The sequence below is a fragment of the Paenibacillus yonginensis genome (assembly GCF_001685395.1).
Lineage (GTDB): Bacteria > Bacillota > Bacilli > Paenibacillales > Paenibacillaceae > Fontibacillus > Fontibacillus yonginensis.
In genome coordinates this window covers 4,668,783-4,690,497 of sequence record NZ_CP014167.1, presented here as the reverse complement: position 1 = coordinate 4,690,497, position 21,715 = coordinate 4,668,783, and the positions used below count along the sequence as shown (strand labels likewise).

The 21,715-nt window shown below is 53.2% G+C and carries 20 protein-coding genes, 1 tRNA gene and 1 pseudogene; 6 read left to right on the top strand and 16 right to left on the bottom strand.

The features are described 5' to 3' along the window. Positions 1-29: 29 nt before the first annotated feature. The 6 genes from AWM70_RS21210 to AWM70_RS21185 form a co-directional block, all read right to left on the bottom strand. The gene (locus AWM70_RS21210; protein ID WP_083180476.1) at positions 30-1,346 is read right to left on the bottom strand and encodes an ABC transporter substrate-binding protein; all 1,317 of its coding nucleotides are present in this window, start codon (positions 1,344-1,346) and stop codon (positions 30-32) included. 148 nt (positions 1,347-1,494) lie between these two features. Continuing rightward, positions 1,495-2,301 (bottom strand): carbohydrate ABC transporter permease, encoded by an 807-nt coding sequence (locus AWM70_RS21205; protein WP_206093491.1) that lies wholly within the window; start codon positions 2,299-2,301, stop codon positions 1,495-1,497. A 44-nt stretch (positions 2,302-2,345) separates the two neighbouring features. Next, on the bottom strand, positions 2,346-3,227 hold the full coding sequence (locus tag AWM70_RS21200; RefSeq protein ID WP_068699792.1) for a carbohydrate ABC transporter permease: 882 nt from the start codon (positions 3,225-3,227) through the stop codon (positions 2,346-2,348). Positions 3,228-3,557: 330 nt separating this feature from the next. Beyond that, complete coding sequence (locus AWM70_RS21195) at positions 3,558-3,896, bottom strand: hypothetical protein (RefSeq protein ID WP_068699790.1); 339 nt, start codon at positions 3,894-3,896, stop codon at positions 3,558-3,560. 172 nt (positions 3,897-4,068) lie between these two features. Next, positions 4,069-4,827, bottom strand: coding sequence for an SDR family oxidoreductase (locus AWM70_RS21190; protein ID WP_068699788.1), 759 nt, complete (start codon positions 4,825-4,827; stop codon positions 4,069-4,071). Between the two features lie 267 nt (positions 4,828-5,094). Next, positions 5,095-5,682, bottom strand: coding sequence for a YdhK family protein (locus AWM70_RS21185; protein WP_068699786.1), 588 nt, complete (start codon positions 5,680-5,682; stop codon positions 5,095-5,097). Between the two features lie 182 nt (positions 5,683-5,864). Between AWM70_RS21185 and AWM70_RS21180 the strand changes: the two genes are divergently transcribed. Then, positions 5,865-6,671 carry a TrmB family transcriptional regulator gene (locus AWM70_RS21180; RefSeq protein ID WP_068699785.1) on the top strand — a complete coding sequence of 269 codons (807 nt, stop codon included), beginning with the start codon at positions 5,865-5,867 and terminating at the stop codon, positions 6,669-6,671. Between the two features lie 86 nt (positions 6,672-6,757). Further along, positions 6,758-7,924: an MFS transporter gene (locus AWM70_RS21175; protein ID WP_237167775.1), complete on the top strand. Its 1,167-nt coding sequence runs from the start codon at positions 6,758-6,760 to the stop codon at positions 7,922-7,924. A gap of 98 nt (positions 7,925-8,022) precedes the next feature. On the opposite strand, the gene AWM70_RS21170 is transcribed toward AWM70_RS21175, so the two are convergent. The 4 genes from AWM70_RS21170 to AWM70_RS21155 form a co-directional block, all read right to left on the bottom strand. Continuing rightward, entirely contained in the window at positions 8,023-8,466 is a 444-nt protein-coding gene (locus tag AWM70_RS21170; RefSeq protein WP_083180475.1) for a hypothetical protein, read from the bottom strand. A 74-nt stretch (positions 8,467-8,540) separates the two neighbouring features. Beyond that, the gene (locus AWM70_RS21165) at positions 8,541-9,515 is read right to left on the bottom strand and encodes a FecCD family ABC transporter permease (protein ID WP_068699782.1); all 975 of its coding nucleotides are present in this window, start codon (positions 9,513-9,515) and stop codon (positions 8,541-8,543) included. After that, entirely contained in the window at positions 9,512-10,561 is a 1,050-nt protein-coding gene (locus tag AWM70_RS21160; RefSeq protein ID WP_083180474.1) for a FecCD family ABC transporter permease, read from the bottom strand. The genes AWM70_RS21165 and AWM70_RS21160 overlap by 4 nt, the downstream gene beginning before the upstream one ends. A gap of 34 nt (positions 10,562-10,595) precedes the next feature. Further along, entirely contained in the window at positions 10,596-11,639 is a 1,044-nt protein-coding gene (locus AWM70_RS21155; RefSeq protein WP_068699780.1) for an ABC transporter substrate-binding protein, read from the bottom strand. 191 nt (positions 11,640-11,830) lie between these two features. Between AWM70_RS21155 and pdxR the strand changes: the two genes are divergently transcribed. Together pdxR and AWM70_RS21145 are read left to right on the top strand one after the other, a co-directional pair. Continuing rightward, positions 11,831-13,279 (top strand): MocR-like pyridoxine biosynthesis transcription factor PdxR, encoded by a 1,449-nt coding sequence (pdxR, locus tag AWM70_RS21150; protein WP_083180473.1) that lies wholly within the window; start codon positions 11,831-11,833, stop codon positions 13,277-13,279. Positions 13,280-13,563: 284 nt separating this feature from the next. After that, a complete protein-coding gene (locus tag AWM70_RS21145) occupies positions 13,564-13,806 on the top strand; it encodes a WGxxGxxG family protein (RefSeq protein WP_068700937.1) in 243 nt (80 codons plus the stop codon). A gap of 125 nt (positions 13,807-13,931) precedes the next feature. Here AWM70_RS21145 and AWM70_RS21140 read toward each other — a convergent pair whose 3' ends face one another. The 3 genes from AWM70_RS21140 to AWM70_RS21130 all read right to left on the bottom strand — a co-directional run bounded on the left by AWM70_RS21140 (position 13,932) and on the right by AWM70_RS21130 (position 15,594). Then, positions 13,932-14,786, bottom strand: coding sequence for a manganese catalase family protein (locus AWM70_RS21140; RefSeq protein ID WP_068699778.1), 855 nt, complete (start codon positions 14,784-14,786; stop codon positions 13,932-13,934). A 216-nt stretch (positions 14,787-15,002) separates the two neighbouring features. Beyond that, positions 15,003-15,075 (bottom strand) — tRNA-Thr (locus AWM70_RS21135). A gap of 219 nt (positions 15,076-15,294) precedes the next feature. After that, positions 15,295-15,594, bottom strand: coding sequence for an MTH1187 family thiamine-binding protein (locus tag AWM70_RS21130; protein WP_068699776.1), 300 nt, complete (start codon positions 15,592-15,594; stop codon positions 15,295-15,297). A 382-nt stretch (positions 15,595-15,976) separates the two neighbouring features. On the opposite strand from AWM70_RS21130, the gene AWM70_RS21125 reads away from it, so the two are divergent. Further along, positions 15,977-17,950 (top strand): anaerobic ribonucleoside triphosphate reductase, encoded by a 1,974-nt coding sequence (locus tag AWM70_RS21125; RefSeq protein ID WP_068699774.1) that lies wholly within the window; start codon positions 15,977-15,979, stop codon positions 17,948-17,950. After that, on the top strand, positions 17,947-18,465 hold the full coding sequence (nrdG, locus tag AWM70_RS21120; protein WP_068699772.1) for an anaerobic ribonucleoside-triphosphate reductase activating protein: 519 nt from the start codon (positions 17,947-17,949) through the stop codon (positions 18,463-18,465). The genes AWM70_RS21125 and nrdG overlap by 4 nt, the downstream gene beginning before the upstream one ends. A gap of 70 nt (positions 18,466-18,535) precedes the next feature. On the opposite strand, the gene AWM70_RS21115 is transcribed toward nrdG, so the two are convergent. The 3 genes and pseudogenes from AWM70_RS21115 to AWM70_RS21105 form a co-directional block, all read right to left on the bottom strand. Next, positions 18,536-19,135 (bottom strand): TetR/AcrR family transcriptional regulator, encoded by a 600-nt coding sequence (locus AWM70_RS21115; RefSeq protein ID WP_068699770.1) that lies wholly within the window; start codon positions 19,133-19,135, stop codon positions 18,536-18,538. Between the two features lie 98 nt (positions 19,136-19,233). After that, positions 19,234-19,673 (bottom strand): annotated as a pseudogene (locus AWM70_RS21110) (AIM24 family protein); the annotation flags it as partial. A 50-nt stretch (positions 19,674-19,723) separates the two neighbouring features. Beyond that, positions 19,724-21,523, bottom strand: a complete 1,800-nt coding sequence (locus AWM70_RS21105; RefSeq protein ID WP_068699768.1) for a S9 family peptidase — start codon at positions 21,521-21,523, stop codon at positions 19,724-19,726. Positions 21,524-21,715 lie beyond the last annotated feature (192 nt).

Sequence of the window (21,715 nt, the reverse complement as noted above, 5' to 3'; positions counted from 1 at the left end):
TGTTCCTCTCTCTCGAACTTTAGGCTTACTCACTGCACACTCAAGTTATCCCAGTTCGTCTGGAACTGCTCAAACATTTCCTGCTTGTCGATTTTGCCTCCGATATAAGCCTGGATCGTGTTTGAAAGCTCCTGCGGCATGCCGTTCGGCATCCGGGCCCAGTTCCAGGTCAGCGTCTTGCCCGCATCCGTGTATTTGAGAATTTCAGCGCCAAGCGGACCGAGGTCCTCTTCGGTGCCCTTAATGCTGTTAAAAGCGGGAATAAATTTGAATTCCTTGGTGATATATTTTTTCCCGGTATCGGAAGTGACCAGCCAGTTCAAGAAATCCTTGGCCTCCTGCTTCACCGGAGATTCCTTGTTGATCACCCAATTGTTCGGCACGCCTACATACAGCTTGTCGTTGTCGCCCGGCGTGTTGTCAATAGGCATCGGCAGAAAACCAAGCTTGAGATCCGGGTTGATGCCGTCGAGCTGAACCTGGGTCCAGTTGCCCTGCTGCATCATAGCGGCCTGGCCGCTCGCGAACATCGTCACCTGGGTGTTGTAGTCGGTCGAAAGCGGGTTCTTATTGCCGTATTTCAGCGTCAAATCAAGCAGATTGGCCCATTCCTCAAACACCTGGTTTCCGGCAAATTTCTCCGTGCCGTCCGTAAGCCCTTGAATGAAAGCGCCCGGGTCCTTCTGCTGCGCAAACGCCACGTTCACATTGTGGTTGCCGAGCACAAACCATTCCTGATAACCGTTGGCAAATGGCGTAACGCCTATGGCCTGGAGTTTCTCGCAGGCTTCCTTCAGCTCATCGATAGTCATCGGCGGCTTGGTGATCCCTGCTTTGGCAAACAGGTCCTTGTTGTACATAAACCCGTAACCCTCCAGGTTCATCGGCATGCCGTACAGCTTCCCTTCCCGGGTCATCGGCTCTCTGGCCACGTCCTTGACATCCTTGACCCAAGGCTGGTCGCTCAAGTCCTCCAGATAATCAAACCACATGTCACGCTCCACATAACCCCCAACGTTAAAAATATCCGGCTGTTCGCCTGAAGCAAACTTTGCCTTCAACGAAGCCCCGTAATCGCTGCCCCCGCCGACGGTCTGAATATCCAGCTTGATGCCGGGATGCTCTTTCTCGTAATCGGCTTTGAGCTTGTCCAAAGCGTCTGCAATTTCCACCTTGAACTGGAAAATATGAATCGTCTTCGTGCCACCGCTGTCAGCCGAACCCGCTTTCCCGCCGCTGCTGCAGCCGGCCGCAGCAAGCACCGTCGCCAGCAGCAGTCCACCTATTTGAAACACTCTGCGCACCTTGTGATTCACCTGCACCGCAAATCCCTCCGTTCGCTCCATCCCGTCTACCGTTATCCGAGCCTGCCAAGGCCTTCAGACGGGCTGGTTTATCCTTTTAATCGCTTAATCTCTTAATCCCTTTAATCGTTTATCACCTGAATCCCTTATTCCCTTAATCAGCCAACCGGGTCATTGAACGCCAGCCTCTTCACCCTTTTACCGAGCCGGCCGACACCCCTTCAATAATGTACTTCTGCATCGCGAGGAAAAAGATCACCACCGGCGCAATACCCAGCGTCAGTGCCGGAAGCGCCAAATCCCACTGCTTGGTATATTGGCCGAAGAAAGCATAGGTCGCAATCGGAATCGTCGCCAGGTTCGGACTTTGCAGAATGAGGTAAGGCATCAGGTAGTCGTTCCAGATCCAGAGTGTGTTCAGGATAATGACGGTTACAATAATCGGCTGCATAAGAGGCAGAACAATCCGGAAAAAGATCCCGTAAGGCGAACTCCCGTCCACCTTGCCCGCCTCCTCGATATCCACCGGAACGGATTTAACGAATCCGTGGAACAGGAACACCGTGATGGGTGCCCCGAAGCCGAGATAAGCAAGAATCAGGCCTGCCGTGCTGTCCATGAGGGACAGGCCGCTCAGCACCTTCACAAGAGGAATCATGATCGCCTGGAACGGAATCACCATCGCCGCGACAAAAGCCAAATAAAGGAGCTTGTTGAAGCGGGTTGGTCTGCGAACCATTTTATAAGCGGCCATCGCACAGATCAGCGACAGCAGCAAATTGCTGACTACGGTCACGATTAACGAGTTCAGGAACGCCTTAGGGAACTCTGTTGCTTTCCAGGCCTCCCGGTAATTGCTCCAATGGAACGCCGCCGGCCAGCCGGCCGAGTCCGTCAGAATGCTGCCGTATTCCTTAACAGAATTGACGAGCAGGAAGTAGAACGGCACCAGAAACAGCAGACCCAGCAGCACGATAAGGATCTCCACGACCACCATGGGCACGCTATAGCCGCTGCGCAAAGATTGGGTTCTCATGTTTCTCATACCTCTACCTCCTTCCGTTTTGTGGCCCATACCTGAAGGACGGAAACCAAAGCAACCACGATGAAGAAAATGATCGCTTTAGCCGAACCCATGCCATAACGGCTCAGGGTGTAGGCTTCATTATATATGTTCAATGCCACTGATTCGGTAGCCTTAAACGGTCCGCCTTTGGTCAGCGACAAGTTCAGATCGAACAGCTTGAATGACCACGAAATCGAAAGGAACAAACAAACCGTCACCGCAGGCATCACCATCGGGATCAGCACATGCCGCAGCACCTGCCATCTGCCCGCCCCATCAACGCGGGCCGCTTCCGTCAGACCTTTAGGCACATTATTAAGGGCCGAAATGTAAATGACCATCAAATATCCGGCATTCTGCCAGACGAATACGATAACGATCGACCAGAACGAGGTGCTTTCCGTTCCCAGCCAAGGCAGGTTGAAGAACGACCAGCCCGTGGCCTGGCCGATGGAGGCGAACCCCCGCACAAAAATAAACTGCCAAATAAAACCCAGCAGCAAGCCGCCGATTACGTGGGGCATAAAAAACACGGTACGCATCACATTGCGCGTAAAAAGCTTGCGCGTCAGCACATAAGCCAGCACAAACCCGAGCAGATTCGTCAGAATCAGCCCCAGCACCGTAAATCTGACGGTGAACCAGAACGCGTTCAGAAAGGACGGGTCCTTCGTGAAGATGTGGACATAATTGCGTATGCCCGCCCAATCCGCATGCTTCGCAATGCCGTTCCAGCTCGTAAAGGAATAATACAGCCCCAGCAGGAACGGAACCGCTACAATCACTGCAAAAAAGACAGCTGCAGGTCCCACAAAGATGAATTGCTGCACCAGCTCGGAAGCCCTTCTCCGATTCATCCTCATCACCTCAATTCGGATTAGTCACTGTGCAACATGTTTACCCGGCCTTTGCTTGCTTTAATCTCTTATACCGGAACTTGGAAAGCGATTTATGCCGAATTTGGACAAAAAAAAGAACATCCTCCGCCCTCCTTCAGGACGGGAAGATGTTCGGATCATGGCTGGTGCCTTAAGGCCAGACATGCCGTTCTAAACAAAAGAATAGCCACTCAAAGGCTATTATTCAAAAGGGGATGTGTTAAGAATAAGACGGCAAGCTGAAATTGACATGATAGAAACCTTAAATTTTCCTAAAAAATTCTCTATTCTCATCCGCCTATCCCTTGCTTAATATTGAGTCCAGTAGCGGGTCCGGCTCTCCGCATTCCCTTTCGAAAAAGACTGCCGGGCTTCCGGCTTTCTCTCCTCGGGTTCCCGGCTTTGCAGCAGGACAATATCCTGCGGATCCGGCTCCTGTCCGGCGATCCGCTTTAGCGAACGCACGGTCTCCGCGCTCCACGTCCACGCAATAAAACCTTTCTCCTGCAGCTGTCCCAGCGCGGCCGCAAGCTCCTGCTTTCTGCGCCCCGTCTTCCGCTCCAGCTCCGGCCAGTTCGGCATCCTCCTCTGCTGTGTAGAGAAATTAAACAGAATCCTGAGCAGCTTGCGCTGCAGATCCGGAAGCATTTAATCACCACCTTAAATAAGAACATTTGTTCTTATTATATACGAACTAGAGTTCCCTTTTCAATCCTGGTTGATCCGAGCCCCATTCTCCTGAAAACATAAAAAAAGCGCCCCTCTGGGCACTTTTCTTAAACAGGGCGGGATAATAAATGCCCCTCCTTGGGTTAACCGGTTAATAAGCTGTCCAGCCGGCATCTGCCGTAATGACCGTTCCGTTCACGAAGCTGGATTCGTCCGAGGCCAGGAATAACGCCACCTGTGCAATTTCCTCCGGCTTGCCGGTGCGCGGGTTCAGAGCCATGCCAAGACCTTGCCTGGAAGCGCCGAACGGATTGATATTCGTCATGCTCGAGCCGATATTCGTCTCCACGCCGCCCGGCGCAATCGCGTTGCAGCGGATGCCGTTTTGGGCATACATGAAGCCGGTATTTTTCGTAAAGCCAATCACGGCATGTTTGGAAGCTGTATAGGTGGCTCCGGCCCGTGCGCCATACAATCCGCCTACGGAAGCGACATTCACGATCACTCCGCTCTGCTTCTCCAGAAAAATCGGCAGCACCTTGCGGGTAGCCCGCATCACGCTGGTCGTGTTCACCGCAAATACCCGCTCCCAATTGGCGTCCACAATGTCGCCTGCCGGCTCGAAATTGTCCATGATTCCAGCGTTGTTAATCAGGATGTCGACCGTACCATACGTGCTGACCGTCTTATCAACCAGCTGCTGAATGTCCTCTTCCAGAGCTACGTTGGTTTTGATGGCTGTCGCCGTTCCACCGTTGGACGTAATTTCCTTGGCTACGCTTTCGGCTCCCTCTACGTTCAGATCCGAGACGACCACCTTGGCTCCTTCCTTGGCGAATAATAGAGCGATTTGCTTGCCCATGCCGGAAGCTGCGCCGGTTACGACTGCTACTTTATTGTGAAGTCTCATGCAAGAACCTCCTTTGATTTGAGCGAACGGCAGTAAAAGTTTACGCCTAGCGCCAGTTCACCCTTATAAATTTGTCTGAAATTGAGCCGCAATAAACACGTCAAGGACAAATTGTGCAAGATTGTTCATATTTGGGGACAATTGATGAATGAACGAAGACGGTGAGCAGCATGGCCCGTATCCCGTCTTCGAACGTAACAGATTCGCTTCCTCAATAATATATTCCCCTTCAGGACTGTTTCATCTCAGACTCTCAAAAGCACCCGGTTACTTGGACACGGCCTTCAATTCGCTTTCGACCACCCACTTATGGTTTTTAACCTCAGGCCCGCCCGTTGTCGGTTTATAATCCACCATATATACAGTCGTAGGTTCAGCCGATTCAATGACTCCTTTGGCGCCTTTCATTCCTTTCATATGATCGGCTTCAATCGTCACTTGAGTGCCTGGTTCCAGCACGGCGCTGCCGGCATCCTTAATTTCCTCCTGGATCACCCACTTATGATTCTTAACGGGCTCCCCTCCGGTAGTCGGCGTATAAGTCACGGCATAAGCCGTTGTATCATAAGCGCCGACGACCGTAGCTTCCGCTCCCTTCATCCCTGGCATATGATCCGCTTCCAGGATGACCTTGGTCCCGGCCGGATAAGTCGGATTCGCTTTCGTCTTCAGCCCCTCCGGCAGACTGCTCCCGGAATGATGCATGTCGGAGTCATGCCCTCCGGAATCCTGCTGGGCCGCTGATACGGCTGCGTCAGGTGCCGAAGCCGTGCCGTTCACACCGTTATCCTTCTGATTCTGGCAACCGCTCAGAAGCAGCGCAGCGGCCGCCAGCAATACGAAATATTTTTTCATCTCTGACACTCCTGTCTTCTATGGTTTAGGTTCCATGCGGTCAGCAATAGTATACCCATATAGGGTATATTATCAAACAAGCTGTTCCCTTCCCCTGATCAGAAATTTACTTAAAATTTTATTGACAGCTTAATAGTAGTATTCTAATATAACACTATAAAATCCCGGAATGGAAGATGTATATGATCGAACAATTGCGAAAGCTGGGCCTCTCCGAACTTGAAGCGAAATGTTATCTGGTTCTGCATCAGAAATCCCGCTGCTCCGGTTATGAAGTCTCCAAGCATGTCTCGGTATCGCGGAGCAATGTATATGCCGCCCTGCGCCTTCTTCATGAGAAAGGCCTCTGCCGAATGCTCGAAGGCGATCCCGTACTGTTCGAGGCCGTGCCGATCAAGCAGGTCGTAAAGCTGCTGCAGTCCGACTTTGACCGGACCGCGCGGACACTCGTCAGCGAATTGGAGGCTCCGCCAAGCGCTCCTCCTTTTTTCGCCAACTGGAAAGGGGACAAGCTGATCCGGCAGACGATCCGGCGTTTGATTGCCAATGCGGAGCACAGTATTTGGGTAGATGTGTGGGCCGAAGATCTGCATCAGTTCGAGACCGCGCTGCTGGAAGCGGAGCAAAGAAAGGTATCCGTTCATCTGATCGTCATGGGAGAATGCCATACCGCTCTTCAGAATATTACGATTCATAGCATACCAAAAGGCGCGACCGGCTCAATCCGCCACTTTACTTTGCTGGCCGACAACCAAGGCGCCCTGGTCGGAAGCTTTGGAGCGGATGCTGAGAAGTCCGTGCTTGAAAGCAACCACCCCAGCATCGTAGACCTGCTCAGCAATGCCTATCGGCATGATGTCATTATGTTGCGCATTGAGCAGGACTTTGGGCCCGAGCTGACCTTGAAGTATGGGGAAGACTATCAGAAGATCAAGCAGGAGCATCCCGAGATCCATCATTACAAACCTAGCAGGAGGAGTTTATCATAGCCGCTTCGAATCCATCCGTACTAAGAACCAACCGCTCCTACCGCCATTTGTGGCTGGCGCGGATTTTTACCACCACGTCGTTTCAGATGTTAACCGTCGTAATCAGCTGGCAGATGTATGCCTTAACCCATGATGCTTTCAGCCTGGGGCTGGTCGGACTGGCCGAATTTATCCCGATGCTGCTCTTAACGCTGATCGCCGGACAGGTAGCGGACCGCTTCGAGCGGCGCAAAATCATTTTTATCTGCCAGCTTATCGAATGCGGCGTCGTAGCTATGCTTGTCATCTCGACCCTCGGCGACTGGATTCAGAGCTATCATATTCTGATTGCCGCCGCCATTTTAGGAGCCTCCCGCTCGTTTGAGAATCCAACCAACTCCGCGATGGTTCCCGATCTGGTGGATAGAGAAGAGCTGCCGCAGGCCGCGGCCTGGTCAGCATCGGCCGGTCAAACCGCCTCCATCGTGGGCCCATCCTTAGGGGGGCTGCTGCTGTACTGGGGGCCGTCCACCGTTTATTTTACGTCCATAGCCGCCTTGCTGATTTCGGCTTTCCTGATTTTGTCCATCAAGGCCAAACGGACCGTCCGCAAAGCTGAAGCCATCAGCATCGACTCGCTGCTGAACGGGCTACGTTTTGTCTTCAAGCGCAAAATCATTTTGGGCACCATTTCACTGGACCTGTTCGCCGTCCTGCTGGGCGGCGCCACGGCGCTGCTGCCGATCTTCTCCGAAGATGTTCTGCACACCGGGAGCTGGGGGCTGGGACTGCTGCGGACTGCGCCGGCAGTGGGGGCATTGCTGATGTCCCTTGTGCTGACCCGCTATTCGATCCAGCATGCAATCGGTAAATATCTGTTCAGCTCGCTGGCCGTCTTTGGTCTGGCCACGGTTCTGTTCGCGGTCTCCAAGAGCCTTGCCCTCTCCCTGTTCGCCTTGTTCCTGATCGGCGCATCGGACGTGGTGAGCGTGGTTATCCGCTCTACGCTGGTACAGCTCAATACACCACAGGAAATGCAGGGCCGGGTGAACGCCGTCAACATGCTGTTTATCGGCACCTCGAACCAGCTAGGCGAATTCGAGTCCGGCACGATGGCTAAACTGGTCGGTCCGGTGGCGGCGACGATTATCGGCGGTTTCGGAACGCTGGTTGTAGCGGTTCTGTGGATGTACATGTTCCCGGTGCTGCGGACGTTGAAGACTTTCTACGACAGCAGTCCCGAGCTGCAGGAGAAGGAAGTCCGGCAGGTCTGACGGGCTGCACTTCCTGATCCCGCAACAAAAAGGCAAAGCAAGGTGTCCCGCACCTTCTGCTTTGCCTTTTGCTTTTTTACGTAAATGGAACAAAGTAGTCAATTCCCGCTGCGGATAAACCGCAAATGCCATCGCAGGAACAGCGTCCCCAAAATGTAAACCGGAATGGAATAGATCAGTTTCCAGCCTTTATAAACCAGATACCCGGCCTCCAGGGAAAGCCATTCATAGAGCAAGGCGGTAACGATGACCCCCAGCAGATACCAGATGAAGTTGGAGTTCTTCTCAGGGAGAAAATTAGCTGTAATAATGCCATAAGAAGCGGGAAGTGCGGCTTCCAGGAAGAGATCGGCAAAGCTTATCCCAGGCCCAACAAAGTCATAAAGATCCAGCACAGCCCCAAAGATCAGGTCCGTAAACAGCGTCAAAAATGACATCCACCCCCAAGTGAGATATATCTCCCTGAGTGACAGAATTTTGGGCATAAAAACAATGACCATAAGAAAAACAAACAAGCTGATATAGCCGAACCAAATTCCCAAGTTTTCTCCCTCCTTGGATCATAGCTTTTCCAAGAGGGGAAATTTTATGAAAGATGAGAAGTCCAATACACACCTTACCTCGTTGGCCGTCTAAGCAGCACATAGATGAAATAAGGCGCACCGATCAAAGCAGTGATCAGTCCGGCCGGAATCTCCAGCGGCGGATAAATGACCCGCCCGGCCAAATCCGCCAAGGTGACCAGCAGTGCTCCCAAAAGGGCGGCAACCGGCAGCGAATAACGGCTGTCCGGTCCCGCCAGCAGCCTGGACAGCGGCGGAATGACCAAGCCGACGAATCCAATCGTCCCTGCAACAGCGACCGCGCTTGCCGCGAGGCCTACTGCGGCCGCCAAGAGGATCAAACGCAAGAACGGAAGCCGCAGGCCCAGTCCTTTGACCGTTTCTTCGTCCAACTGGAGCGCATTTAAGCTGCGGACATAGATTCCGGCAACGATAAGTCCCGCAGCCGTCCAGGGCCACAGCAGCTCTACATGCTGCCAGGAACGGGCATACAGGCTGCCTTTCAGCCAGACAAGCGCCTGGGACGAATCGAGGGCGTATTTCACGATCATGTAAGTGATCAGCGCTTGAAATCCCGTCGAAATCGCCACGCCGGTCAAAGCCAGCCGCATCGGCTGGATGCCGCCTTTCTGATAAGCGGCCAAATAGACAATAACCGCCGCAATAAGCGCGCCTGCGAAAGCCGCCGGCGGCAGCGCCGATGCACCAAAGGCCGGGAAGCCAAGCAGGACCACGACGGCTGCAAGCCCGCCCCCGGCCGACACGCCGACAATTTCAGGAGAAGCGAGCGGATTGCGCGTTATGCCCTGCAGGATCGAACCGGATACGGCCATGTTGATGCCTACCAGCACGGCAAGAATCAGCCGCGGCAGGCGGTATTTCAGCACCATCCAGTCGCCGCTGCTAAGTTCTTGAAGAATAGCGGAAACCGGCGTATTGACAGCGCCGAACCGCAGACTCAACAAGGCCGAAGCCAGCAGAAGCAAGAGGAGCCCGGCTGCCAGGCCGGTAAAACGTCTGATTCTCATGCCCGTCCTCCCTTTCTCCTCCGCAATAAATAAAGAAAAAACGGCACGCCCAAAAGCGCCGTAATAATCCCTACCGGGATATCGGACGGATAGTCCACCCACTGGGCGGCAAAATCGGCAAGGGACAGAAGCAGCGCCCCCATCACCGCTGACAGCGGCAGCAGCACCCTATGGTTCACGCCGCCCATCCGCCTTGCCATATGCGGAACCATAAGGCCCACAAAACCGATAGGCCCGGCGACAGCGACCGCGCTCCCGGACAGCACAATCACCAGAAATCCCAGCAGCATCCGGGTCCGCTCGACGTGAATGCCCAGGCCCGAGGCCACCTCGTCCCCCTGCTCGAGCACGTTCATTCTGCCTGCCAACAGGTAAGCGCCCGCTGCGACCGGGATATCCAGCAGCCATACCAGATAATTATCTCTCCATGCCGCACCTGACAGCTTTCCGGCCATCCAGTATAAAATTTCGTTCAACTGCGTTTCAAACAGCAGGATCGTACCTGTCGTAAGCGAACCCATAAACGCGCTGATCGCCACCCCTGCCAGCACCAGCCTTGAAGGGTCGCTCCCGCTGTATTTGTTGCTGTAGCCCGAAATCAATAACACCAGCAGTCCGCAGATCCCAGCCCCGATTAAAGCGGCAGGCAGAACTATGCCGGTAGAATCAGCCCCGCCGGCAAACAACAGGGAGACCGCAGCCAGGAAGGAAGCCCCCTGATTAAACCCCATGATCTCCGGATCGGCCAGCTTGTTGCGGGTCATCACCTGCAGGAGACAGCCGGCCACGGCCAGCACCGCTCCAAGCGAGACAGCCAGCAGCAGACGGGGAAGCCGGACCTGCCAGATCGTATAACCAAGCAGTACATCCTCAGAGCTTCCGGAAGGGAAAAAGAGCGGCCTCCAAGCGAGACCGCTTACCCGGTACGTTAAACTCAGGGCTGCCACTGCCAGCAGCAGCAGGCCCATGATCATAAACATGCTTAGCGGCGAATTCCACAGCCGGGATTTCGATCGCGCTGTGTACTTGTGCTGCAGACGGCCCATTTTAGAAACTCTCCTTAATTGAAACTTTCCTTATTTAGTCGTTGTTCGCCGCACTCAGATGGGCAAGCGCCTCATCCATAATTTTGCTTGCGGCAATCGGCCCGCGTCCGCGTGACCAGAGGTTGCGGTCCACCTCGATCAGATGATTTTCTTTTACCGCCTTCAAATCTTTGAATAACGGATTGGACTTCAGCTTGTCCGTCTTATCCCCGTAGACCATGATATAGTCCGGATTAAGATCATGAACCCGTTCGAGCGTCATCTTCGTTCCTTCGCCTTTCCCCTCCAGATTAGAGACCCCGCCGTTATAGGCGTAATCAAGCCCGATGCGGCTCAGCAGCGAACCCACGAAAGAATCTTTGACCCATACCGTAAATTCATCATCAAAAAATCCCGCCACAATAATCGAAGGGCTTCCGGTCAACTGCTGCTTGACCTGTTCCATTTTGGCATTCAAGTCCGCCTCCACCTTATCAGCTTCCTGTTCTTTACCAACGATTTTGGCGATGTTATGTAAATTGCCGATAATCTGGTCGTAGCTCGCATCATCAAAAGCAACCGTCGGCCCGATCTCCTCCAGCTCCTTGCGGATCATGCTGTGCCGGTCTACGCTGGCAATGATCAAATCCGGCTTCAGGGACTGAATGACCTCCAGATTCGGCGCTTTTCTTTCCCCAACGTCAGCTACCCCGGACTTCAGCATCCCGTCCAGATATTCAGGGATTTTGGTTGTGCCTACTCCGGCATTCCCTGCCGGCGTTATCCCCAGACTGGTCAGCGTATCAATAAATGAGAAGTCCAGCGTGACGATTTGCTGCGGCGTTTCGGTAACTTTTAACGTGTTCCACTCGTTAGGCACCTCGATTGACGTATTCCCGACTGCAGGTGCTCCTGCTCCGGTATTTGAAGCATTATTCGGAGCAGCAGAAGCCGTGTTCGCCGCGTTCATGGCCTCGGCCGCATTTGATGCGCCCCCAGCCTGGGCGGCATTTGTCTTATCGTTAGCAGAGCCGCATCCGGCTACCACAAGACTTAACAGGGATAGAGCAAGAATAAGGGTTGCAATGTTGTTCTTCATCTTGATCTCCTTCTTAATTGTGAATGATTATTATTATCAATTACAGATTATAGTGGAGCGTCTTCTCTTTTGCACCAGCCAGTTTCCAAAAGATAACGCCACCCAATTTGTATTCGGACTGCTGTTCGGCTCCGGCCTCTTGTGATACGATGGGACAAAAAGGACCAGGACTTGTAAAGCAGGTGTTTATTGTGTGGAAACCCGACCGCCGGAGTCCAACGCCGATCTATCTCCAGATTGCGGACCGGCTGCAGCATTTAATTAACCAGGGCGAATATTCACCGGGAAGCCCTCTCCCCTCCGAACGGAAGCTTGCCGAATTGTACGGCGTGAACCGCAGCACGATCGTCCAGGCTTATACCGAACTCCGGGCGCACGGTTTCATCGAAAGCCGGCCCGGCAGCAAAACGCGGGTCAGCCTCCATCGCGGCCGGAAGGATCAAACGCTTCCGCCGGAGTGGCACCGGTATGCCGAGAATGGCATTTTTCTGCCCAACACGCCGTTTCTGCGCCATATTCGGGAAGCGCTGGCTCAGAACCCGTCGATCATCGATTTTGCAAGCGGCAAGCTGTCGCTGAATTTATCCCCGGTTCAGGAGATCAATGAAATCATGAGGAACTGTATTTACCAGCCTGAACCTGAAAATGACAGCATCCTGGGTTTTCCTCCTCTCCGCAGGGCTCTGTCAGCCTTCCTTAGGAAGTATAGAGGGATCGATGCCTCACCCGATTCTATTCTCATTACAAGCGGGTCGCAGCAGGCCTTGTACCTGATTACCCAATGCCTGCTGTCGCCAGGGGACGCCGTCGCCGTTGAATCTCCTTCTTATGCCTTGTCCTTATCTATGTTCCAATCGGCCGGCCTGCGGATGTACCGCCTGCCTGTGGACGAGCATGGCGTCAGACCGGAGGGGCTGCGCACCCTGCAGAAGAAATATCGGATTCAAATGCTGTTCGTCAACCCCAACTTTCAGAATCCGACCGGAACGCTGCTTCAACAGGAACGAAAAAGGCTGCTGCTCGAGACCGCAGGCAAACTCCGTCTGCCGATCGTTGAAGATGACCAATTTAGCCTTACGGCCTATGACATAAACTCACCGGCCCCCTTAAAAGCGGAATCGGACGCGGTGAACACGCTGTATATCGGCTCCTTCTCCAAAATCGCCGCCTCCGGCCTGCGGATCGGCTGGATCGTGGCCCCGTCTTCCGTCATCAAGCGGCTGGCCGACGCCAGGCGGCAGATGGATCTTGGCTTCAGTGTAATCCCCCAGCAAATTGCCGCCGAGTTCATGGAGTCGCGGTATTTCGATCCGCATATGGATAAGCTGCGGCAGGAGCTTATCCGGAAACGGGATAAGGCGGCCGAAGCGCTGCGCAAACATCTCGGCGATCTGGTTGAATTCACCGTGCCGCAGGGCGGCCTGCATTTATGGTGCAAAATTGTGCCCGAAGTAACCGACAGCCGGCTGCTGGACGAAGCGCTCCGGCAGGGCGTCGCTTTTGTACCCGGCAGCGTGTACGGCGCCGAAGCTGGATACATGCGGCTCACATACGCCCGTCCTGGTGCGTATGACATTGAACCGGGCATCATCCGCTTGGCGTCAGCGGTCCGAAATGCGGTGACTTATAAAAAAATTTAAAAGAAGTCTCCTTTTAGCGTTGGTCTTCTGGGGGTTGTTCCAGCTATTCTTCTATGTGCTGAGAAATTGGATCTTTAATTACGTTAATCTTCCCTCCCCGTACGATAATATCGTTCAGTTGATCAGTCTGGTGGTTGTTCTTTTATTGTCGATGATTTTCGCGGTGCTTTTGGTTAAAGGCAATTAGAAGAAGAGTATCTGCTCCAAATTCCTCAAATCCAATGTATATAACAGCATTCATTAGCAAAAGTTATGGGTGACACAAACATTGGAGGTGAATCTTGGTGAAAAAGAAATTAACAGCCCTGCTGTTAGCCGCAGTAGTATCTGCCTTAATGGCTATTCCTGCCGCTGCTTACGGAACAAATGACACCGTCAACGCCAACAACACAAATGGCCATATGCAAGCCAATAATGTCAGAACCTATGCAACGGACGGTAATAACCATACCGATTGGGGTTGGCTCGGACTTCTGGGATTACTCGGCTTGGCCGGACTCCGCAGAAGAAGTTCGGAGCGTTCGTAATTTCTGGCAAGCAAATCGGTTATAAGTGCCGAATCAGTAAGTGTCAAATTGAAACAGCCCGCCTAACCTGATCAGGTCAGACGGGCTTTTTATTTTTCATGTTTGTAATAGGGATACTCCCTGGATTAAGCGTTAAGATCGTATAATCCCGGGCTGTGTTCGTTAGGCATTTCAGGCATGACGGGAACCGGAAACCCTTGCGGAGGATCAATCACCTTCAAGGTGCCGCCGTTACGGCTCGGCGTTTGCCCGCTGAAGATCTCCCCGATGCGCGTCTGATCAAGCCGGAAATTAAACTGCGCATTATGAAAGCCCATATCCACATACTTCTGGCATTCGGGGTATTTGTTAATGTCATAGTTAGGCACAGGGAACAGTTTGCCCCACTCTACTCCAAGCGTTTCAAGCGCCTTGGCAAACGCATTTTGATGCGCATTGTCACGGACGATCAGAAAGGCGAGGGTTTCCCGGAAGGTCTTATTGGAGCTCATCTCATAAATTCGGGATTTCTGCAGCACCCCCGTAGATTCAAGCACCAGGTTATCCAGCAAATCACTGATCAGATTGCCATGACTGTATACATAGTTCCCGTTCCACGGATTGCCTGCAGCATCCACCGGCAGAGAGCTTTGAGCTCCCATAATAAAATGGTGAGGGTTGGCATGTTTAATGGCCTCCTGAAGCGGAGCCCCATTTGGGCCGCCATTTCCAGGCGGTTCTTCCCCAGAGCCTGTCAGCAGCTGATTAATCGTGTGCTGAACCAGCTCAACATGGCTGATTTCCTCCAGGAACACACCTCTAATCAAATCCCGGTATTGCAAAGCATTCCCCCGAAAATTGCTGCTTTGGAAGAAAAACTGCATCATCGTACGCATCTCGCCGAACCGGCCGCCGAGTGTTTCCTGAAGAACCTTTGCCGCCTCCGGGTCCGGTTTGTCCGGAACAATAATATTGATTAAATCCTCTTTATAGAAATACAAAGGAACTCCTCCTTACATCACCATAGATGTTGTAATTTTTTTCTCCCCTTCATTTTGATAAAAAGAGAGACACACTATGCTACAGGAGTCCGCTTAATGGTTTCCAGTTTTGGATAAAGTTTATTACGTGGTATGCATCCAGACTGCATGTTATCGCGCTAAAAAACGCGGCCCTCCGAAATCCCGGAAAGCCGCGTCCTGACTGCCTTTATGGAATGCTGGTGAAGGGGCTCGAACCCCCGACCTACGCGTTACGAGTGCGTTGCTCTACCAACTGAGCTACACCAGCATAATTAGAACAGCCGTATAAATTATTATATAGTTCAGGCATCCCATTTTCAACGGACAAACAAAGCGGGACGCCAGCAAGCAGCCGGTTCTTACTTATTTTATCCCCGGTTTTCTTTCCTATTCTCCCGGTAGCGCCCCTTTTCTCCTGCTTGCTCGCTTGCCCGTTCTCCCACAATAGCTTCTGCGCTATCCAATGCCGCTTCTTTGTGTTTCGGCTTTACAGCTTCTCCCGGACCGAACGCAGCTTCTGCTCGGAGGAGGATTCTTTGTCGCGGCGGTCGTCGATTTTGATCGAGGTCGACACCCGCTGTACCCCCTGCGCAAAAGGCGATTCATGCAAAGCCTGAATAGCGGTGAATACTTTGTCCAGCGGCCCTTCGATAATCGTGCTCATGGAGGTGAGGGTGAACTGAACCCCCTCCTGGCTCTCCAGCACCCGCTGCATGTCCGCCACGTAAGCACTCAAGCTCGTCGAACCTGTCCCCACCGGAAGCACCGTTACCTCTGCAATTGCCACGTTTGACCACTCCTTCGTTCGTTGTTTGTCGCCTATATTGTAACAGTCCCCGTCCGAAATTACCAAAATCTCCACAATCCAATTTGCAAAAAATTCACATTTGCCCGCGGACCAGTCAGGACAGGACGTCCGGGCTTCCAAACTGTCTATTGTGACATATTTATCATTGCCGAACACTAGATGTTGTTGTATGATCATTCGGAATCAACGATATATAGTGTGGACAGTGTGAAAAGTTAACCACACATGCTCTTATTCCAAAGTGCCGCTACCCTGCGGCATCTTACATAAACCGGCCGCAGCCGGGCATTTCAACCTTATATGCCAATATGCGCATAGAGCGAATTTGACAACCATTTTCGGAAGGGAGATACAAGCAAATATGGCACTACTTCAACCTACTTACGAAGCGAACGAACATCTGCTGCGCGAAATGATCGCGGTGGGAGAGGACATCATCGACAGCAAAGATCTGGATCTGATCCGGGAGAATGCGAACCTTAACGGAGAGAGCTTTTCCGGAAAAATGAGCAAGCTTGGCAGTGAATACGCCAAATGGTATGCCAAACATTTTATTATGCCGAAGTCTGTCGTCCGGGCAATCGAGGACAACTATGTCTATGTCCATGATCTGGACCAATACGCAATCGGCACAACCAACTGCATTTTCATTCCGTTCGACAAGCTGCTGGGCGGCGGCTTTAACACCGGAAACGGCAGCGTCAGACCGCCGAATTCGATCATGACGGCCATGGCGCTGGTCGCGATTATTTTCCAATCCCAGCAAAATGCCCAATACGGCGGCGTCTCCGCCAGCAAAATCGACCACGACCTCGCGCCTTACGTGGCCAAGTCGTTCAGCAAATATTTTCGCAAAGGGTTAGCCTATTTCGAAGAGGAAGACGGCGTGCAGCCGGAGGATATCCGCATGTCCAACTTCGAGCTCCAGCTCCGTTATCCGAAATCTTACCGTTATGCCCTGAAGGAGACCGAAATCGAAACGCTGCAGGGCGCGGAAAGCCTGATCCACAACCTGAACACGATGTCCAGCCGCGCTGGCGGACAAATTCCGTTTACAAGCATCAACTATGGAACCTGCACATCGCCGGAGGGACAAATGGTCATCGACGCCCTGCTCACAACAACGATGCAGGGACTGGGCAGCGGGGAGACGCCGATCTTCCCCATTCAGATCTTCAAATGCAAGCAAGGCGTCAACCAGTCGCCTAAAGATCCCAATTACGCGCTGTTCCTCAAAGCGGCCGAATGCTCGGCCAAACGGCTGTATCCGAACTTCGCCAACCTGGATGCGCCGCTGAACCTGCAGTATTACAACCCATCCGATCCGGACTCCGAATTTGCGACGATGGGCTGCCGGACCCGGGTGCTCAGCGACCGCTTCGGACGGAACAAGCTGTCCGGCAAAGGCAATTTGTCCTTTAACACCTTGAACCTGGTCAAGCTGGGCATCGAATACGGAACCGCGTTAGGCAAGCGAAAAAAAGCCGATGAACAAGGCTTCTACCACGCCCTCGATCATTATCTGGACATCGCGCTGGACGGCCTGTTGCACCGCTTTGATATCCAGCGTAGGCAGAAGGCGAAAGCCTCCGACTTCATGATGCGGGAAGGCGTCTGGGAAGGCGGCGAGCAGCTTGCTCCGGATGAACCGGTAGGCGATCTGCTGAAGCACGGCAGCCTGTCGCTGGGCTTCATCGGCGTTGCCGAATGTATGAAAGCCCTGTACGGCCGGCATCACGGCGAAGACGAGCAGGTGTACGGGAAAGCCTTGCAGCTGATCTCTTACATGAGAGCTTATTGCGACCGAAAAAGCGATGAGCTCGATTTGAACATCACGTTGTTCGCTACTCCCGCCGAAGGATTATCCGGCAAATTCACGAAACGCGACCGCCAGTATTACGGTTCTCTGCCCGGCATTACTGACCGGGAATATTACACGAATTCGTTCCATATTCCGGTTTATTACGAAATCCAGGCCGCCCGGAAAATCGAGCTCGAAGCGCGTTTCCATGACCTGTGCAATGCCGGGGCCATCTCCTATATCGAGCTGAACGGCAACGCCCGCAGCAATCCGGCCGCGTTCCTGAGCATCGTGCAGTATGCGCTGTCCCAGCAGGTCAGCTACTTCAGCATCAACCACCCGATCGACCGCTGCTCGGCCTGCGGTTATGAGGGCATTATCGGCTCCATCTGCCCGTCCTGCGGCAGCCATGAGGAAGATGTGCACATCCGCCGCCTGCGCCGGGTGACCGGTTATTTGACCGGGGATTTCCAGACCCGGTTTAACAGTGCTAAGCAAGCCGAGGTGCGGGACCGGGTCAAACATACGCCATGAATTTATGCGGCTATTACCCGGAATCGATCAATGAAGGCGAAGGCCTGCGGGCTTCGATCTTCATCAGCGGCTGCCGGCACCGGTGCAAAGGCTGCTTCAGCCCGGCCACCTGGAATTTCAACTATGGGGAGCCGTTTACCTTGCAGAGGCAGAACGAAATCATCAGCGAGATTGCCGGAAATCCGCTGCTTAGCGGCATCAGCCTGCTGGGCGGCGATCCCTTTTTCTCCGCTGCCGAAGTCGGCAGCTTTCTTGACCGGCTCTACGAGCAGGCAGGGGAAGTTAACACCTGGATTTATACAGGCTACACCTACGAGGAGCTTACTGCGGACCCTTTGGCAGCCGAATATGCCCTGCTCCGCCGCTGTCACGTGCTGGTGGATGGACGTTTCGAAGAAACGCTGCGGGATACTTCCCTCCGCTACTGCGGCAGCTCCAATCAAAGATTGATTGATATCCCGGCCAGTCTGGCTTCCGGCCAGGTGGTGCTGTGGCAGCCCGCCATTACCTTCTAACTCCGGCCTATTCCGTCCAACAAACCTAAAAAGCATCATGGCTCCGGTTATCAACCAGAGTCATGATGCTTTATCGTTTAAAGCCTTCTGCAAGCAGTCCCCAAACCTGCTCGAAATCGTTGTCTATTCCCGGTTCCTTCCATTCATAAGCATGCGCCGGATGATGAAATCTTGCCGTAGCGTGGAACAAGGCCCGTGCCAGCTTGTCCGGTTCTCCCGGCCTGATTTGCCCCTTGTCGATTCCGGCCTGTACAATAGCGGCCAAATGTCCACAGATCTGGGAGATATGCTCGGCAATCAAGTCCACCGCCGCTTCCGTCACTTCGGCGTACATTTTGAACATTTCGGAATCATGCAGGGAGAACTCGCGTTTCATCTGAAACAGCCGCTGAATATAAGCTTTAAGCAGATCCGGAATATAAACCACCTGCGCCCGGTCTTGACTTAGCTGCAGCAGAGGTTGACTGATCATTTGATCCAGCCAGCGTTCCGTGACCGCTTCTTTCAGCGCGGCTTTGCTTTCGTAATGCCGATACAGCGTACCATGGCTCACACCCAGCAGTTTGGCTACATCGGTTACGGAGGTTTTATCCGGACCATATTTGCGCAAGGCTGTCTCCGCCGCGTCCAAGATATCTGTTTTGGTGAGAGTCGCTGCCTTTTTATTCATCCTGTATAACACCTCCTGTCCTTCAGCTTCCTTAAGCATAGCACACCGGGTATCAAATGACAAATTATAAATTTTGTCACAAACCTCCCTTTATGTTCCTACTTCACGTTAAACAAACCGCCGATCCTTCCGACCCGGGAGGCCGAGATCACCCGGTCCGCCGTACGGTTAAACGGCAAGGACTGTACCCAAACCCTGCCCGGGCCGCGAAGCGTAGCAAAGAGCAACCCTTCGCCGCCAAAGAATCCTGTGCCCAGCTTGCGCTGAAATTCTATCCCGATCAAACGCCTTTGGCCGAGCACAGTTAAGAATCCTTCTGGCAGATCACTTTCCTGCCGTAGCGGCGCAGGTCGAGCGGGATGATTTTTCCGGAATAAGGGGCTGCAAACGTGACGGACCGGCGGCCGCCATAACCAGCATGGGTGAACACCGTCATAAACAGGCTCGTTCCGGTGAGCAGCCGGCTGCCTGCTCCCATCAGCTTGCCAGCCACACCGTTGCCCGAACTGCCGCTCCCATCGCCAAATACCGTCTCCATCCGGTTATGAAGTCAAATACTCCGGCATAAATTGGCCGCCCCTCCAGCTTTTATGCGCCGCTGCCTTCCCGGTGTTTATTCAGGAATTCCAGCATCCGCCGATATACCGCGATTTCATTTTCACGTTTGGAGAAGCCATGGCCCTCATCGTCCAGCACCAGATATTCAATATCGGTGCCCTGTTCTTTCAGCGCAGCCACGATTTGATCAGATTCCGCTTTGACCACACGCGGGTCGTTGGCCCCCTGAATGACCAGCATCGGCTTGACCATCTGCTTCAAATAAGTAATCGGCGAGTCCTTGGTCAGACGCTCTTTGTCCCGCTCCGGATCGCCCAGCCAGCGTTCCATCATCGGCTTCCAGTTCTCAGGCACGGAGTTAATGAACGTAAACAGATTGCTGGGGCCAAAAATATCCACGGCCGCCCGGAAGTATTCCGGATGCCGTCCGGCCAGCAGCAGCGTCATATAACCGCCGTAGCTGCCTCCGACAACAAACAGCTTCTCCCTGCTCGAAATGCCATGGTCGAACAGCCACTCCATGCCCGCCACGCAGTCGAGACGCGGTCCTTCGCCCCAGTCCCCTTCGACCATCTTGACGAATTCAGAGCCGTAGCCCGTGCTGCCGCGGAAGTTAGGGGCAAAGATATTGTAGCCATAGGCCAGCATGAACTGGAACATCGCCCTGAAAAATTTGCCCTCCGAGGCCTGAGGCCCGCCGTGCGGCCAGAAAATCGTATAGCCATTCGCCGCTTCGGGTTTCGCCCTGAACAGCAAAGCTTCGATTTCAAGTCCGTCATAAGACGTGTACCGGACTACCTCCGGATAAACCAGATCCTCCTGCGTCAGCCCGGTGACCCGGTTGTGCGTAAGCGCCGTCCATTTACCATCTGTATAGCTGTAAATGTTAAAAGGCTGAACCGCTCCGCGCCCCAGGATATATACCGTGCCGGACTTCGCCACGATCGCTTTCTCTACTACGTCAACCGGCAGCTCAACCGGCTCGGCTGCACCGCCTTCCAGCGGCTTCATATACATGCGGTGTTCGGTCCCCCGCTCCGTCCAGATATACAAGCGGCCGGATTCCTTATGCCACTTGATATCGTTTACTGATTCGCCGCTGATTTGGCATACAATTTCAAATTCGCGGCTGCTCAGGCTGTATTTCATCACGTAGGCATATTCGCTTTCAAAGTTGGTTATGTACACCAGCGTGTCATTGTCGATAAACTCGAAACTGTGACTGACCTGCACCGCCTCAGGGTTCGGGGATAAATAAGTCTCTTCCCCGTCTTCCAGCACAAACGCCAGCTGGTGCGTGTTGGCATACATTTGGGTCAGGACAAGCCTGCTCTCATCGGGGCTGACCGCCGCCAGAAAGGTCGCTTTCTCTTTTCCCGCATACAGCAGCTTGTCTTCCCTGGTCTCAAGATGAAGCAGCCTGGAGTTCATAAAGTTTGGATTCTCCCGGGAAGTCACGTAATACAGCCGTTCGCCGTCTTCAGTCAAATGCGCGATATAAAATTTATCCGCCGGTTCGCCTTCGATCAGCTTCATTAGCTGTCCGCCCTCCGGAGGGAGCGCATACACGTGGTAATTCTCATCCCCGTCCCGGTCGAAGCCGGCCAGTATAAACCGCCCCTTAGGATCGGCTTTGATGTCGCTAACGTTCTGGTTGTTGTAAGTCAGCGGAAAAGGATACGTGTCCGGCAGGTTCATTCCCCATAAATTAGGTTTGCCGTTCAGGTTGCTGCTGAAGATCAGCCGCTGCTCATCCGGTGTTACCGTGAAATCCCGAATGACATAAGTTTGGAAAAACTGCTCCACATCCGGTTTTGGAAATTGAATCATCCCTTACCCTCCCAGCATCATTTAAAAGAAATAAGATTTGGTTATTATCATAAGCGATAAAAAGGGGAAAGTCGAAGGGAAAGGCCTTCCCGGCAGGACTAAAGAGCATCCGAACCTGCAGTTGCAAATCCGGGACTTTTACATCCCAATACGGCAAGCACCCCTTCCGCCTTGGCTGCATACCCTATCCCA

What these genes read in the sequence shown, in the direction of transcription:
- AWM70_RS21175 (WP_237167775.1), top strand. Translation starts at nt 6,758, where the DNA reads ATGTTAACCGTCGTAATCAGCTGGCAGATGTATGCCTTAACCCATGAT.
- AWM70_RS21155 (WP_068699780.1), bottom strand. Translation starts at nt 11,639, where the DNA reads ATGAAGAACAACATTGCAACCCTTATTCTTGCTCTATCCCTGTTAAGT.
- AWM70_RS21205 (WP_206093491.1), bottom strand. Translation starts at nt 2,301, where the DNA reads ATGGTGGTCGTGGAGATCCTTATCGTGCTGCTGGGTCTGCTGTTTCTG.
- AWM70_RS21180 (WP_068699785.1), top strand. Translation starts at nt 5,865, where the DNA reads ATGATCGAACAATTGCGAAAGCTGGGCCTCTCCGAACTTGAAGCGAAA.
- AWM70_RS21200 (WP_068699792.1), bottom strand. Translation starts at nt 3,227, where the DNA reads ATGAATCGGAGAAGGGCTTCCGAGCTGGTGCAGCAATTCATCTTTGTG.
- AWM70_RS21195 (WP_068699790.1), bottom strand. Translation starts at nt 3,896, where the DNA reads ATGCTTCCGGATCTGCAGCGCAAGCTGCTCAGGATTCTGTTTAATTTC.
- AWM70_RS21160 (WP_083180474.1), bottom strand. Translation starts at nt 10,561, where the DNA reads ATGGGCCGTCTGCAGCACAAGTACACAGCGCGATCGAAATCCCGGCTG.
- AWM70_RS21185 (WP_068699786.1), bottom strand. Translation starts at nt 5,682, where the DNA reads ATGAAAAAATATTTCGTATTGCTGGCGGCCGCTGCGCTGCTTCTGAGC.
- AWM70_RS21210 (WP_083180476.1), bottom strand. Translation starts at nt 1,346, where the DNA reads ATGGAGCGAACGGAGGGATTTGCGGTGCAGGTGAATCACAAGGTGCGC.
- AWM70_RS21125 (WP_068699774.1), top strand. Translation starts at nt 15,977, where the DNA reads ATGGCACTACTTCAACCTACTTACGAAGCGAACGAACATCTGCTGCGC.
- AWM70_RS21105 (WP_068699768.1), bottom strand. Translation starts at nt 21,523, where the DNA reads ATGATTCAATTTCCAAAACCGGATGTGGAGCAGTTTTTCCAAACTTAT.
- AWM70_RS21165 (WP_068699782.1), bottom strand. Translation starts at nt 9,515, where the DNA reads ATGAGAATCAGACGTTTTACCGGCCTGGCAGCCGGGCTCCTCTTGCTT.
- AWM70_RS21190 (WP_068699788.1), bottom strand. Translation starts at nt 4,827, where the DNA reads ATGAGACTTCACAATAAAGTAGCAGTCGTAACCGGCGCAGCTTCCGGC.
- nrdG (WP_068699772.1), top strand. Translation starts at nt 17,947, where the DNA reads ATGAATTTATGCGGCTATTACCCGGAATCGATCAATGAAGGCGAAGGC.
- AWM70_RS21115 (WP_068699770.1), bottom strand. Translation starts at nt 19,135, where the DNA reads ATGAATAAAAAGGCAGCGACTCTCACCAAAACAGATATCTTGGACGCG.